This is a genomic window from Shimazuella sp. NTD247 (assembly GCF_059510415.1).
In genome coordinates this window covers 200,491-214,292 of the sequence record NZ_JCAJZU010000005.1, presented here as the reverse complement: position 1 = coordinate 214,292, position 13,802 = coordinate 200,491, and the positions used below count along the sequence as shown (strand labels likewise).

Here is a 13,802-nt window from a genome sequence, read left to right as displayed (position 1 = left end):
AGGTGAAGCAATGAAAAAACGAGAAAAAAACCCCTCCAAATGGGATATGCAGTGGAAAAGACCTAGAAAAGCAAAAATGGAATGGAAAATCCCGAAAAGTATTTGGATCATTGCTGGCTTACTCATCCTTTTTACTGGCATTACTTTCGCTACAAAGTGGACAGAAAACAATCATACTGCAACACAATCACCAAACAAGCAAGCACCGAAGCAAAAAAGGAGCGTTGCTGTAGTAAAACAACAACAATCTCTTGCATTTTCAAAGAAAATTCGTCTCGATTATCCAGCAAAAGAAGCAAAAAAGGAGCAAACTTACAACACAAATGAAGCAAAAAATAAAAAAACAAATCCCTCTGAAAATAAACCGATAGTGCCTATCGAAAACAAACCTGAAGTGAAAACAATCTATGTTTATAAAGATCGTCCTTCTTCCCCATCCCAAAACAAAAAGACTCAGACTAATCCAACAAATACACCGAAAAAACAACCAGCTTCACCTAGCCCGACGCAAAAAACGAAACCTTCCACGATAAGTGCAAAAAATGTGATTAAAAACAGCGGCTTTGAAAGCGGGTTAGATTATTGGGACAGCTGGTCTCCAGAGGGACAAGGAGTCGTTCATGCAATCGCCAAAGATTATCCCGCAAGCGGGAAAGCAGACTTAGTTCATTGGGCAGACCGGAGTTATAAACAATTAACCTATCAAAATATTTACAATATTCCCGATGGAATCTATGTATTAAAAGGTATGGTCCGGAGTAGTAAAGGACAAGCAGATTTAAAACTCGGGGTAAAAGATTTTGATAATACAATCGCCAATGAAGAAAAATATGTGTTGCTCAATACCGAGTCTGATCCGAATAAATGGAAACAGTTTCAAGTCACCAACATCGTTGTGAAAGGCGGCTCAGCAATTGTTTTTCTATACTCCGTTGCAAAAAGTGGACAGTGGGCTGACTTTGATAATTTAAATTTTTATCGAGTGAAATAGCAGAAGAAGACAGAAAAGCGATCAATTTGTATTTTTAAAAAAAATTTATTTTTCCATTAAAAAATATTACTCTAAATTATTATATTTTATGGACAAATTAGCAAAGTTTAGATATTCTAAATAAGAATAAATGTATTTTTATCGACAAAATTTTGGATAAATTGTGTAAAAGGATATTCCTTGTTGAAAGGTGGAATCCATTTGGGAACTCCCGGTTTTATTACAGGATTACAAACTGCTTTGACACAATTAGCAAATTGGATGTTGATTTTAGTTCCCGCTGTCATTGTTATCACTTTTGTAATTGGCGGAATTGCATTAGCAAAAGCTGAAGACGGAACCGAGACCAAAGCTGTAAAAGATCGAATGGCAAGAGCGATTATCGGTGCTGCCATTGCCGGAACCGCTACGTGGGTTGGTCAATGGGTAGTTCAATTATTTAATATTAATACAGGTGGTTAATATCACTTTCCCCCTGTTTTCCATAGGAGGAAAATATGTCGCCTATCTATTTAATTAACTTTTTCGATATTTTCACCAATCCTGTAAAGTTCGTTTCGGATCTTATTGGAGAAGTAGTAAAAAGTATTGTAGAAGGCATATTAAATTCGCTATGGCACGGAATGGTTCTGCCTTTGGTAAACGAGTTCATTGTAAACCCATCTAGTCCAATGAAACCACTTGGATTGGATATGTCGGCACTATTCAAAAGTTTCCAATATACTGCATTCGGATTGTTGATGGTTTTATTTATGATACGAATATTAAAAAGCTTACGTGATAATCTCACAGATGAAGATGAACCTAACTATCCTGAATTAATCGGTTCATTCGTCGTCAGTTGTGCGCTTCTTTTTGCCACCCCTTATATTATCGATAACTTCTTAATACCTGCGAATACAGGAATTATTAACTTGATCAGCAGTACGAGTATCGGAACTACAGATATTGGGATCATAAATAAAGATAAATTTACAGATGTCGTACACTTCTCCGGTGATATAAATGTATGGGTTCAAATCATACTGGAAATAATTTTGTTTGTCGTTTTTATTCTACTCACCTTTGCTGGAGCTTTACGATACGTAGAGCTAATCTTACTCTACTTTTTAGGCCCCTTCTTCGCTACTAGTTATATCAACCGCAGTAATTTATACCCTACCTATTGGACAGAGTGTTTTGCTGTCATTTTCACGCAAAGCTTACAATTCTTCCTCCTAAAACTAGCTATTGCACTTTTGCCGACAGGAGATGTCTTATCTGGAAATGGCATCACACATGTCGTTCTCATGACTGCTGTAGTAATTGTGGGTATCCGTGGACCACAAATTTTACGACAATATATTCGCGGCGCTGGGATCAGCAGCTTAGCAAGCAAAGCTGGAAAAATGATGATGTATCGCAGCATGGGTAAAGGAGCTTCAAGCAAATAAATTTTAAAATAGGTGATGCAATGCGATTTACCATCCCTCGAAATGTAAAAAAAGGTCAAAGTTTTATGGGTTTAGAACTAGTCGGTTGGATATGGATGGCAGTATCTCTTCCCATCTGTATTCTCTTGGGGTGGGCAGTTTTCAAAATTACTGCCAGTATTATTGGAGGTATTGTTCTTGGTGCAGCTTTGACAGGTATTTTTTATTTTTTGTTCACGGTAGATGAAAAAACGGGAACAATGAATCTTGGATTTCTTCTCGATATTTTTTCATGGTATCGATCACAAAAAGTCCACTTATACTGGGGGGAGGCATCTCATGACAAAATCGATTCGCTCTTGGTTCGGGTTAACCTCCAAAAACGAGAATGAAAATGAACTGGCAAAACAATTTCCCATTTTCGATATTCAAAAATTTTTTTTACAAACCACAAATGGACATTTCAAAATGGTTCTAAAAATAACCGATACCATCAATTCTGAACTACTCTCCGATGATGAGGTCATCAAAGCAGTAGAAGCGATTCAATCTTGCTTAAATGCGCTAAGCCTTCATCAATCGATGCAAATTCTTATTTCCTCTGAGCAAATTGATATTGAACAATACTTTAATTACTTGGACGAGAAGGCAGAACTTGCTTCAGCAGATGATAATACATTTTTAATGCAACGTATCGAAGGTAAACGCGATTTTCTAAAAAATCATGCTCAAAATGCCCGCAATGTACATAACTTCTATCTTATCCTCTCTACAAATACCAAAAATCCAGAAGATGCTTGTGATGAATTATACGACACTGCATTAGCATTAATCGAATATCTGGAAACTGGCGGAATGGGAATGATTCCTGCTGATGAAGAAGAAATTAAAAAAGTTTGTTATGAAAAATTGAATCCAAAAAGCTCCATTAATGAACCGTATACGGAAAATAGTAATTTATCAAGCCTCCTTCCACCAGCGATGGAAGATCATGCAGGCAAATACATTGAAATGGACGATGTGTACCATAGTTTCTATACATTCTCTCATTTCCCTGAAGAAGTCGGACCCGCATGGCTAAAACGTGTTATTGATGTCAAAGCCAACGTGGATATCAGCATACTCTTGCGTCCAGCCGAAAAATCCCAATTTGTAAAATCTACAAACCGCAAACTCATCGAACTAGAAAGCAAACTAGTCGGAAAACTTCCTCCGATGTACCAGCAAAAATATGAAAAACAAAAAAAGAGTTTAGAAAAATTGATGGAAGAAATCCAATCAGATACCGAGAATCTGTTTGATGTTTCTTTTATAATGTGTTTAAAAGAAGATACATTGGATGATTTAAAGTCGGCCGAAAAGAGATTACAAACAGCGATTGCATCTAGTCGGTTTCGCTCAAAGAAAATTTTATTCCAAGGAAATCGGATGATTTGGTATCTCTTACCGATTTGCCACACCAATGAAGATTTAGAGAAACAAATCAGCTGGCCGATGCAGTCTACACTTGTATCCTCTATTCTCCCTTTTAATTCCTCCGATCTCAACTATAGTGAAGGAGTTTTAAAAGGGATGAATGGCAGGACAGAAGGACCTGTTATTTATAATCGATATAATAACACTTACTTTAACAATCCAAACGAAGTAGTGTTTGGTGAGTCTGGTTCTGGAAAAAGTTATTACTTGCGATTAGACATGCTCAGACAAGTAACTACGGGCACAAGCAACCGAATTTTTGTAATTGACCCAGAAAGAGAGTACTTTTTACCTGATGCAAATCGCATTATTTTCCGTCTTGGTTCAGAGTTTACAACCAATCCGTTTCATATTCGCTCTACTGTTGTTGACTCCGATAGCAATGATGACGGCAGTCAAGATATGGAACAATATTTGCGGCGGAAGATTGCCGAAATGATGAGTTTTTTTGCTTGGATATGCCCCAACCTTTCTGCGATTGAAAAAGGATATTTATCGGAAGCCATCCAAAAAGCGTATGAACAGAAAGGTTTGATTTTGGGGACAAACATTACTCGTCTTCCCTCTATTTTTCCTACACTAGAAGATCTGGTGCAAATTTTAGAAGAAAACGAAGAGACCCAGAACATGATAGCAGCATTAAAACCATATGTGTTTGGTCCATACTCCAGTATGTTTAATGGTCAAACCAATTGGGATATGAAAAAGAAAGTAACGATTCTCGATATTCATGAGTTGAGTGACGAAGTAAAAAGACCATTGATGGATTTACTTCTAAAGGATATATGGGAAGAAATTAAAATAAGCCGGGAAGAGAAAAAAGGAGTTTATGTCGATGAAGCATGGCTGTTAGCAGACGAAGATAACCAACAAACAATGAAATTTTTACGCGAAATCGCTAAACGGGTTCGGAAATATGGAGGATTTCTTACTACTGCCACACAAAATGTAGATGATTTTCTCACTATTGGAAAATATGGTACAGCTATTTTTAATAATGCTTTTATCAAAACATTTATGAAAATGTCTGAAAAAGACATTGAAGAATTATCACGATTTATGACTTTTTCTGAAAAAGAACTGAAAATACTCGGAAAGAAAAAAGAACAAGGACATTGTATCCATGTAGCTGCTGGTAAACGAATAGAAATGAAAGTGAAATCTTCTCCTGATGAACGGAAGATTTTAGGATTAGAAGAAACCAAAAAAGTCAGCAAACGGCAACTCATCGAACAAAAATTAGGAATGTCTCCTACTTAAACCGAAAAAGAGCAGGTGAGTGCCTGTGCAGGTCATGTCCAAAATTATGAAAGCATTGAGTGCACTAGTAGGCGGAAATATTGTACTCATCCTGTTTATTCCCCTATTATTTGTACTCATCATCGCTGGAATTGTAGGTTCAGTAATCGGAGCCATTTTACGATTTTTTGGAATCATTCCAGATATACCAAGTGTCCCAGACGATATTGAAGAACAAATCATCAATGCTCCTGGAATGACTGTATTAAACCTTCCCATCCCTTATGTAGCAATCTATCGGATAGCTGAAACGCAAACAAATGTCCCTTGGATGCTTATCGCAGCCATACACAAAGCAACAACCGATTGTGGAAGAAACATGGCTGAAGACGATGTAACTTATTCTGAAACAGGTTCTACGACGCAAGATCCCAATCCTATGGGGCAATTCAATTTCAAACAAACTTTCTGGGCAGGCGAAAAATGGGACCATGATAAATACGGCCGCATCACAGAATATAATTTTGATTTGCAAAATGTTAAAAAAATAGAAGAAGGAAATGGCTGGGGAAAAGATATTGATAAAGATGAAAAAGCCAACCCAAAAGATGCAGATGATGCGATTGTCAGTTTAGCATATTTTCTCCAGAGCAAAGGCGCAAAAAAAGATGCGTCTGATGAAGAACTCATCCAAGCAGTAAAAGCTTTTCAAGCCGATGATGCATTCGTTCAACAAGTAATGACTTATTATCATCAACTACTCGCAGACCCCAGCTTACAAGATGAATTAAAACCAGACAATAATTTTCCTTCTTCTTTATCTGATACGCCCGAAGGTTTTTCTGCAACCAACGGTCCATTGCAATGGCCTTCAACTTCTCGGGATATTAACAAAGCATATGGATATCAAAATGGAGTTTACAATCCCGGCATCGACTTTACAACTCCTTCTTTACACGGTCAACCTACTGTCTCCTCCGCAAATGGGAAAGTATTATTTGCTGGAGCAAAAAAAGGTTACAACCAAGTAGTAGTCATCGATAGCGGCTATGGAATTACACTCATTTATGCAAATCTGCAAAGCATAAATGTGCATACAAATGATATCGTACAAGCAGGACAACAAGTCGGCATTATCAGTTCAAAAGGTTTACATTTTGAAGTTCGATCCCACAACACACCTGTTGACCCATTACCTTATCTGCAACAAGGTCTTCAACCCATTATTACTCCACCTCCCAACAAGTCAACCCCGATCGAAACATCAGGAGATAGTTACCTTCATACTGATCAAAAAAATCGAACGGAACAGTTAACTAGTCTTTTTGAAAATGGTACAACAGAACTACAATTTGGAACCTGTGAAGATTTAGGAGATGGCAGAGGATTCACGTGTGGACGTGCAGGTTTCACTACTCGTGACGGCGATGCTTTGGATGTAATTCAAACCTACACCCAAAAAGTTCCGAATAACGCACTCAGCAAATATATAACTGAACTAAAACGCTTAAATAAGGAAGGTAGTGACGATACATCCAATCTGTCTAATTATGCCGAATCATGGCAGTCACTTGGTTCCAATCAAAATTTTCGTGAAGCACAAAATAGTGTAGTGAACAAAACCTATTACATTCCAGCAATGAAACAAGCGCAGGATATAGGAATTACTACAGCACTTGGGAAAGCCATTTTTTATGACACGATCATACAACATGGAGAAGGAAATGACCAAGATGGTTTACCTGCATTAATCGAACGGACGACACAAAAAATGGGCGGAAAATTGCCAAAGACTGGAGCAGATGAGAAGCAATGGATTACTGCGTTTCTCCAAGTCAGAAGAGCTGACTTAGCTCATTCTTACAATACAGAAACGCGAGAAGAGTGGTCTGAATCAGTCGGTCGTGTTGATACATTCCAACAACTGATCCAAATCGAAAATTGGGATCTAAAAGGTCCATTTACTATTCAGTGGGAAGGCGGATCTTACCATATTTCTTAATAATATGATTTTTTAACTGGTTTAACAGCGAGGAGGGGGAAAATGGAGAATAGCAGCGGAGGATCTGCATCAGCATCCAATGATTCTTTAATGATTACTCTATTCTGGTTTCTTTTGCAAGCTGCCTTTGTCATCGTTTTTTTGATCCCTTGTATCCTTGGCATCACTTTAATTATTATCGGAAAAAAATATGAATGGAAATCTTGGTGGCTGGTGGTCGCAGGCATAGTTTTCACTTGTATGATGGGTTTTTTCGGATACTTAACACAGTATATGGATGTTGTGCAAACGTATTGGCAAATGAGCAAAACCATCTTTACTAACTTCACTTTATCCCTTCCTCAGTTGGATTTTGATTGGTCCAAGGCGCTTGAAGTTATTTGGGGATACATTCCCATCGCTACGATGATAGCAATTCCGGCATCGCTTGGAATAGGAACGTTATTGGGCGGAATCGGTTTGTGGCTTGTTGTTCATCGTCCAGAATTGATACGTCTTCCTATTAATATTAAAAAGGGGCAGAAAGAACAAAAGGTAACATTCCCAAAAGGAGTTCGATTACCTACTCTTGATTATGGAGTTGCGCTCGGAATTGACAAAAAAGGCAAACCTGTCATTGTGAAAGACGAAGAATTAAACATGCATGCACTTGTACTTGGAGCAACCGGCGCTGGAAAGACCAATACATTGATGGTTATATTGGAAAGTGCTATTCGAAGAGGAAAACCAGTTATTTTCGTCGATGGAAAAGGCGATCCAGGACTGATTGCAGATCTTAAAAATTTGGCTTTGCAATACGAACGTCCTTTCCAAGCTTTTTCGTATAGCGGAGATCTGCATTACAATCCATTAAAACACGGCAATGAAACCGAACTAAAGGACAAACTAATCGCGGCAGAAGAATGGACAGAAGCATACTACAAACGAGCAGCAGAACGATATCTCCAACTAGTATTTCGTATCATAAAATTGCGTAATGTTCCGCCGGATCTGGTAAATGTACAAAAGTTATTGGAAACCAAAACATTGTTAAAATGGGTTAAAAAAACAAAATTAGACAAAGAAGTTCAAGAAGAAATCAAAGACTATATCAATGGACTGGATGCAGGACACAAAAGTGCGATTGATGGACTGAAAGACAGGCTGGCGCTTATGACAGAAAGTGCTGTTGGTCCATTGTTTAAAGACGATGGAAATGCACTTGATTTATTAGAAGCCGTTCTTGATAAACGAGTGGTCATTATGTCTTTATCTGGTTTGAGTTATTCTTCTTTTACGCCGGCGCTGGGTGCAATGATCGTAGAAGATTTAAAATCTGTCGCAGCTGCTATAACCGAAAGGGGCAGAGAAGATCATATTTATGTTGTTTTGGACGAGTTTAATCTTTTTGCTGGAGAGCAAGTTGTCAATATGATCAACAAAAGCAGGTCAGCAGGCTTTTGCTGTTTGATTGCAACACAGGAGCTCGCGGATCTCGCAATTGCTGGCGGTGAAGAACTAGTAGATCAAGTGGTCGGCAATACAAACGTCAAAATCGTCCATCGACAGGATGTGCCAGACTCTGCCGAATACATGGCTGGAGTAGTTGGGACACATATTGTTTATCGAAAATCACTGAATACAGAAGAAACAATCATCGGAAAACGACCGACAGGAGTCGGCAATGTATCCGATGAAGAAGTGTATGTCATTCACCCAAATACACTAAAAACACTCGGTCGTGGACAAGCAGTTGTTATTCGTAAAATTCCTGATCTGTTGATTGATGTGACCCAAGTTCAAGCTGCATCTAAATAAAAAAATCTATCCCAAATGGATAGGTTTTTTTATTTCTTTCATAAATACATTTGTGTTGTAGATCTATGATATCAACATTATTTACAGTCAGCCTTCTATCACCAAGTAATAGAAGGCCAATCTGTCCGAAATTTGATCAATCGAACTTTGCTGTCAGACGGTGCGGAAAATCACCGTGATCAGGAAAGTGCTGGAAATGATGAGCAGTTCCACCCTTCCTGTAACCTCCCACCATTCCTTCAGATACCCGTCAAAGTCCCAACGAATCTCCATCAACCACAAGAGGAGGAGAATGCCGAGAGTACCCAGAGCGAGCACATTGAAATGGGAGAACAAAACGAGAGACCAGAAAACAGCGCTCAACGCAGTGAAGAACACCCACCTGTAGACGAGATTTTCACGCACTTCCACCGCGAACTTGGACAGAGCCGAGATCATGTCCCACTCCTAAGAGATTGTTCGGACAGTTCGTTCTATAAATAATTATATCTATTTTTCAAATTATCGTTAAGTGAATATTTTTTATTAATTTGCTCATTACTAGGACATATAAAAACGCTGATTCCACAGCAAACATACTAATGGGAACCAGCGTTTTTTCCAATGCAATTAAGTGTATATTCATTATGTATCTGATGAAACATAATCAAATTAATGTATGATAACTTAACAGCATCTCATTCTTTAGCAGTATTTTTCGGTCGAACAGGAATACTCGCATTTATAATGGTGGTGCGTTCTTTTGATTGTGGGACAACAGTGACTTGTCCCACCACATCATAGCCAAAATCATCACAAAGCTCGATCAATCTGGACTGAAACAATTTTAATTTTTTTTCATCAATGTCCGATCTTTGATAGCTAAGGACAAGAGATAGACGATCATCTGCTGTCACTGCTGTTGGTTCTTCTCTCTCCTTATTGAACATATTGAACAACGTCAAAGCTGTTTCACCTCGTTTTCATTTCACGCGATGTGAAACAATCGTTTTATCCGTGAAATCAGAGTACCTTCTTCTAGTTCGAGAAAAGGCACATCTTCACCAGAGAGCCTGCGAGCAATGTTGGAAAATGCTTTACCTGCATACGATTTTCCGTCTAAGATGACCGGTTCGCCTGTGTTAGATGACCGAATAATTCTTTTATCTTCTGGAACAACACCAAGTAAGTTTATTGCTAAATGATTTTTTACACGATCTACGCTGAGCATATCTCCATCTTTTACCATATCGGGCTGCACTCGGTTTACAACCAGATCGATCTGATCTAGATTTGCTGATTCTAACAAACCAATTACACGATCAGAATCCCTAACAGATGGAATCTCAGGGTTTACGACCAAAATAGCTCGATCAGCCGCGGCAATCGCGTTACGAAATCCACCTTCTATACCAGCCGGAGAATCGATAATGATAAAGTCGAATTCCTTACGTAACTCATTTACTACTTGTTTTACCTGTGCGGGTGAAACTTCTTCTTTATATCGGGTTTGAGCTGCTGGAAGCAAAGCTAAGTCTGGATACTCCTTATGACGGACAAGCGATTGTCTTAACTTACTAACTCCTTCAATCACATCAACAATATCGTATACGATTCGATTCTCTAAACCAAGCATGAGATCTAATTTTCGCAGACCAATATCGGTATCCACCAAACAAACACGGTGTCCTAACTGTGCTAAACCCAGTCCAACAGATGCTACTGTAGTAGACTTCCCTACTCCCCCTTTCCCACTTGTAATGGTAATGGCTACTGATCTCTGGCTCATCTACATACTCCTTTCTGGAGAAGTCAGTTATTTTTTTCGTTTTATATCAAATTGGATTAAAACCGACACAATATTCGTCCAGAAGGTGTAATTTCCATTTTTTCTCATTTCGACAAATATTGTTTGTTTCCTTCAAAAAATGATGAAATTAGTAATATCTTTTCTGACAATTTCCACACTGTCTGTCATCTTCTCCTACTTGATGGGCGCAGTAAGGACATAAATACACCAGCAGGGAAGAAACTTCTGCTGTGGCTGATTGGGATGGAAAAAATGCATCACCATATAGTTGTTTGTCGGTTTTTACTTTTTCGATTTCCACATCTAATAATTTTATCTCATTCTGCATATATTGTAATCGTTCTAACGCAATTTTCAAATCTTTACCAATTGGGATATTTTGGTCTTTTTCCCATTGTGTGAAAACAATCCATCCGATTTCTTCCGCAATACGGTCTGCTTCCCGCTTCTTTTCTTTTCGTTTGTAGTTGAGTTTGCTTAGCTCGATCATTCGTTTCGAAGCTTGACCTGTTTCTGCAACGCTTTTTCCAATTTTATTTCTTAAATCCTCAAATAAATTCATGGGTAATCCTCCATTTTCTGCTCATATCCTATATATAAAAAGGGATTCTAATAAAATGTCAAGCATTTGTAACGTTGCAAAATAGGCAGAGGCACCCCCTACCATCATTTTCTATATCTTCATTTTTACCGGGAAACATTTTTATGGAAAATCAAATCAATGTCTATTGCATGTTTTTAATACGTAAAGGGAAGAAAATGGTGCGAGGAACCATATGGATTGTAGATTTGTGAATAAATAAGTGAGAGATGTGTTTTGAGATCCTCTTTCTCGCACCAGAAGACAAGAGTTTGTGTTAAAAAATCTTTATACAGTTTATTTCCGTTTCTTTCTCATTAACTCATTTGGTACTTTTACTTCTTTGGATACAGACCTTGCAAGCATATGCGACACTTGATATAACAAATGTTCCACTTTCTCTTCTGCTTCCATGTATTTCCCAATGACCGGATGTTCGCTCATTTTCCCTTGATATTCAGCCATCTTATCTTTGGCTTCATGATAATTTGGATGAAAAATACCAAACCGTTTTGTCTCCTCGAAATCTTCTTTTACTTTCTCAAAAGATTTCATTAGCATTTGTGCTTCAGCGTTATTATAGAGTTGTTTCTTAAGCTCCAAATAATTTTTTACTTCTTCAGAATCATTTATTTGATGCCCTAATTGTTGGGCTGCTTCCACCAATTCATTTATATCAAGCGTATTCATACATATGTCCCTCCATTGCTTTTATTGTAACACAAAGTGCCCTCCTGTAACGCTTTGGAGGGCCATATGCAAGGAAGGGGGAAGCTATAAAAATTGCTTCCCCTACTATTTATGTTGTTAGACTCTAAAATATCCCTTGTATTATTGAAATGTTATTAGGTGATCCTTCCATCCTTTTGTTTGATCGCTTAACAAACCGCACATAATAAAGAAAAACTTCGTATTGGTATTTTCACATCTGATGATTAATATTTCTAGTAATAATGTATGGATTGGTATTCCAAAAACTTTTTTCGGAGAAGACTAAGGAAATTGTCAAAAGATCAAAAGTTCATCTTTAACCTGTGTTATAATTGCTTTTGATACTTACTTTTAGGAGGTTGTCCATCATTGGATAGTGACCATGACCTGGTTAGTCTCATCATACAAATCGCAATCGTAATTTTCCTTGTATTATTAAACGGTTTCTTTGTAGCATCCGAATTTGCAATGGTACGAGTCCGCTCTACTCGAATAGCGCAACTAACCGAAGAAGGAAATTTCCGTGCGAAAATAGCGCAAAGAGTACTGCTCAACCTAGATGCTTATTTGTCCGCAACACAGTTAGGTATTACTATTGCATCCTTAGGACTGGGTTGGGTAGGAGAAAGTGTAATTGCTGAGCTTTTAAAACCTATTCTGAATACCTTTCATCTTTCAAACAGTGCTTTGCATATCATCTCTAGCGTTATTGCTTTTGTGTTGATTACATTTCTCCATATTGTATTGGGGGAAATGGCGCCGAAGTCCTTGGCCATTCGGAAAGCAGAAGGTACAACCTTGATTGTTGCAAGACCAATGCAAATCTTTTTTGTTATCTTTCGACCAGCAATTTGGCTGCTGAATCAATCCGCAAACTTAATCTTAAAACTACTAGGTGTTCCTCTTGAACCAGATCATCAACAGGCTCATACAGAAGAAGAAATACGCATGTTAGTAGAACAAAGTCATAAGAGCGGCATGATTGATCAAACAGAGTTGTCGCTATTTGATAATATTTTTGAGTTCACAGATCGCGTGGGACGGGAAGTGATGGTGCCACGAGTAAACATAGTTTGTATTTATGTGGATGACGATTTAGCTTCGAACATAGAAATAATAAAAGAAAGTCAATTTACCCGCTTTCCTCTATGCGGTAAAGATAAAGACGATATTATCGGGATCATACACATTCGTGATGTATACGAACGTATTATCCAACAAGAAGATGTGCAGTTATCTCAAATGGTTCGACCAGCAATATTGGTACCTGAAACAATGGAAATCAAAGATATTTTGCAGACGTTACAAAAAAATAAGACCGAAATGGCTATTGTCGTCGATGAATATGGCGGTACATCCGGCCTTTTGACACTAGAAGATATTATTGAAGAAATTGTTGGAGAAATCCAAGATGAATTTGACGACGAACAGCCCTTTTTCCAACAAAAAGGGGTAGAAACATCAATCGATGCAAGGTTATTGATCGAAGAAGTAAATGATTACTTTCACACAGATATCGAAGATGACGATAACGATACCATTGGGGGATGGGTTTTCTCCCGACTGCAAGAGGTTCCAAAAGTCGGGAAAATCATTGAGTACGACGGTTTAGTCTTCACCGTACAAGAAATGGATCACAATAGCGTCACGCGTTTGTCTGTGGTGAGAAAAATTATTCCTGATGAAACGCAGGTACCCACTGAAAATGAGTTAGAAGTAAATCATTAAAAAGCCGTTCTGAATCATTCAGAACGGCTTTTCTTTTATTTTGAATAACAAAGGTCTTTTTCAATGTTCATTCATCT

The 13,802-nt window shown here is 38.0% G+C and carries 13 protein-coding genes; 8 read left to right on the top strand and 5 right to left on the bottom strand.

Annotated elements, in window-relative coordinates; all coding sequences use genetic code 11:
* Nucleotides 1-10 precede the first annotated feature (10 nt).
* The 7 genes from AC5WOC_RS14230 to AC5WOC_RS14200 all read left to right on the top strand — a co-directional run bounded on the left by AC5WOC_RS14230 (nucleotide 11) and on the right by AC5WOC_RS14200 (nucleotide 8,917).
* The gene (locus AC5WOC_RS14230) at nucleotides 11-991 is read left to right on the top strand and encodes a hypothetical protein (protein WP_496056068.1); all 981 of its coding nucleotides are present in this window, start codon (nucleotides 11-13) and stop codon (nucleotides 989-991) included.
* A gap of 183 nt (nucleotides 992-1,174) precedes the next feature.
* Nucleotides 1,175-1,453 carry a hypothetical protein gene (locus AC5WOC_RS14225; protein ID WP_496056067.1) on the top strand — a complete coding sequence of 93 codons (279 nt, stop codon included), beginning with the start codon at nucleotides 1,175-1,177 and terminating at the stop codon, nucleotides 1,451-1,453.
* 35 nt (nucleotides 1,454-1,488) lie between these two features.
* A complete protein-coding gene (locus tag AC5WOC_RS14220) occupies nucleotides 1,489-2,424 on the top strand; it encodes a conjugal transfer protein TrbL family protein (RefSeq protein WP_496056066.1) in 936 nt (311 codons plus the stop codon).
* Between the two features lie 20 nt (nucleotides 2,425-2,444).
* Nucleotides 2,445-2,795 carry a hypothetical protein gene (locus AC5WOC_RS14215; RefSeq protein ID WP_496056065.1) on the top strand — a complete coding sequence of 117 codons (351 nt, stop codon included), beginning with the start codon at nucleotides 2,445-2,447 and terminating at the stop codon, nucleotides 2,793-2,795.
* On the top strand, nucleotides 2,743-5,139 hold the full coding sequence (locus tag AC5WOC_RS14210; RefSeq protein WP_496056064.1) for a VirB4 family type IV secretion system protein: 2,397 nt from the start codon (nucleotides 2,743-2,745) through the stop codon (nucleotides 5,137-5,139). Before AC5WOC_RS14215 ends, AC5WOC_RS14210 begins: the two co-directional genes overlap by 53 nt.
* A 34-nt stretch (nucleotides 5,140-5,173) precedes the next feature.
* Nucleotides 5,174-7,120 carry a chitosanase gene (locus tag AC5WOC_RS14205; protein ID WP_496056229.1) on the top strand — a complete coding sequence of 649 codons (1,947 nt, stop codon included), beginning with the start codon at nucleotides 5,174-5,176 and terminating at the stop codon, nucleotides 7,118-7,120.
* A gap of 42 nt (nucleotides 7,121-7,162) precedes the next feature.
* Nucleotides 7,163-8,917, top strand: a complete 1,755-nt coding sequence (locus AC5WOC_RS14200) for a type IV secretory system conjugative DNA transfer family protein (RefSeq protein ID WP_496056063.1) — start codon at nucleotides 7,163-7,165, stop codon at nucleotides 8,915-8,917.
* Between the two features lie 153 nt (nucleotides 8,918-9,070).
* On the opposite strand, the gene AC5WOC_RS14195 is transcribed toward AC5WOC_RS14200, so the two are convergent.
* From AC5WOC_RS14195 to AC5WOC_RS14175, 5 genes are all read right to left on the bottom strand, one after another.
* Nucleotides 9,071-9,355: a hypothetical protein gene (locus AC5WOC_RS14195; RefSeq protein ID WP_496056062.1), complete on the bottom strand. Its 285-nt coding sequence runs from the start codon at nucleotides 9,353-9,355 to the stop codon at nucleotides 9,071-9,073.
* A 239-nt stretch (nucleotides 9,356-9,594) separates the two neighbouring features.
* Nucleotides 9,595-9,861 carry a cell division topological specificity factor MinE gene (locus AC5WOC_RS14190; RefSeq protein WP_496056061.1) on the bottom strand — a complete coding sequence of 89 codons (267 nt, stop codon included), beginning with the start codon at nucleotides 9,859-9,861 and terminating at the stop codon, nucleotides 9,595-9,597.
* Between the two features lie 23 nt (nucleotides 9,862-9,884).
* A complete protein-coding gene (gene minD / locus AC5WOC_RS14185; protein ID WP_496056060.1) occupies nucleotides 9,885-10,685 on the bottom strand; it encodes a septum site-determining protein MinD in 801 nt (266 codons plus the stop codon).
* 148 nt (nucleotides 10,686-10,833) lie between these two features.
* A complete protein-coding gene (locus tag AC5WOC_RS14180; RefSeq protein WP_496056059.1) occupies nucleotides 10,834-11,268 on the bottom strand; it encodes a hypothetical protein in 435 nt (144 codons plus the stop codon).
* A 315-nt stretch (nucleotides 11,269-11,583) separates the two neighbouring features.
* Nucleotides 11,584-11,976, bottom strand: a complete 393-nt coding sequence (locus AC5WOC_RS14175) for a YlbF/YmcA family competence regulator (RefSeq protein ID WP_496056058.1) — start codon at nucleotides 11,974-11,976, stop codon at nucleotides 11,584-11,586.
* A 390-nt stretch (nucleotides 11,977-12,366) separates the two neighbouring features.
* Between AC5WOC_RS14175 and AC5WOC_RS14170 the strand changes: the two genes are divergently transcribed.
* Nucleotides 12,367-13,725, top strand: a complete 1,359-nt coding sequence (locus tag AC5WOC_RS14170; protein ID WP_496056057.1) for a hemolysin family protein — start codon at nucleotides 12,367-12,369, stop codon at nucleotides 13,723-13,725.
* The last annotated feature ends 77 nt before the right edge of the window (nucleotides 13,726-13,802 follow it).

Coding starts and splice junctions, on each gene's coding strand:
- AC5WOC_RS14175 (WP_496056058.1), bottom strand. CDS start 11,976: ATGAATACGCTTGATATAAATGAATTGGTGGAAGCAGCCCAACAATTA.
- AC5WOC_RS14210 (WP_496056064.1), top strand. CDS start 2,743: ATGACAAAATCGATTCGCTCTTGGTTCGGGTTAACCTCCAAAAACGAG.
- minD (WP_496056060.1), bottom strand. CDS start 10,685: ATGAGCCAGAGATCAGTAGCCATTACCATTACAAGTGGGAAAGGGGGA.
- AC5WOC_RS14195 (WP_496056062.1), bottom strand. CDS start 9,355: ATGATCTCGGCTCTGTCCAAGTTCGCGGTGGAAGTGCGTGAAAATCTC.
- AC5WOC_RS14215 (WP_496056065.1), top strand. CDS start 2,445: ATGCGATTTACCATCCCTCGAAATGTAAAAAAAGGTCAAAGTTTTATG.
- AC5WOC_RS14180 (WP_496056059.1), bottom strand. CDS start 11,268: ATGAATTTATTTGAGGATTTAAGAAATAAAATTGGAAAAAGCGTTGCA.
- AC5WOC_RS14205 (WP_496056229.1), top strand. CDS start 5,174: ATGTCCAAAATTATGAAAGCATTGAGTGCACTAGTAGGCGGAAATATT.
- AC5WOC_RS14220 (WP_496056066.1), top strand. CDS start 1,489: ATGTCGCCTATCTATTTAATTAACTTTTTCGATATTTTCACCAATCCT.
- AC5WOC_RS14230 (WP_496056068.1), top strand. CDS start 11: ATGAAAAAACGAGAAAAAAACCCCTCCAAATGGGATATGCAGTGGAAA.
- AC5WOC_RS14200 (WP_496056063.1), top strand. CDS start 7,163: ATGGAGAATAGCAGCGGAGGATCTGCATCAGCATCCAATGATTCTTTA.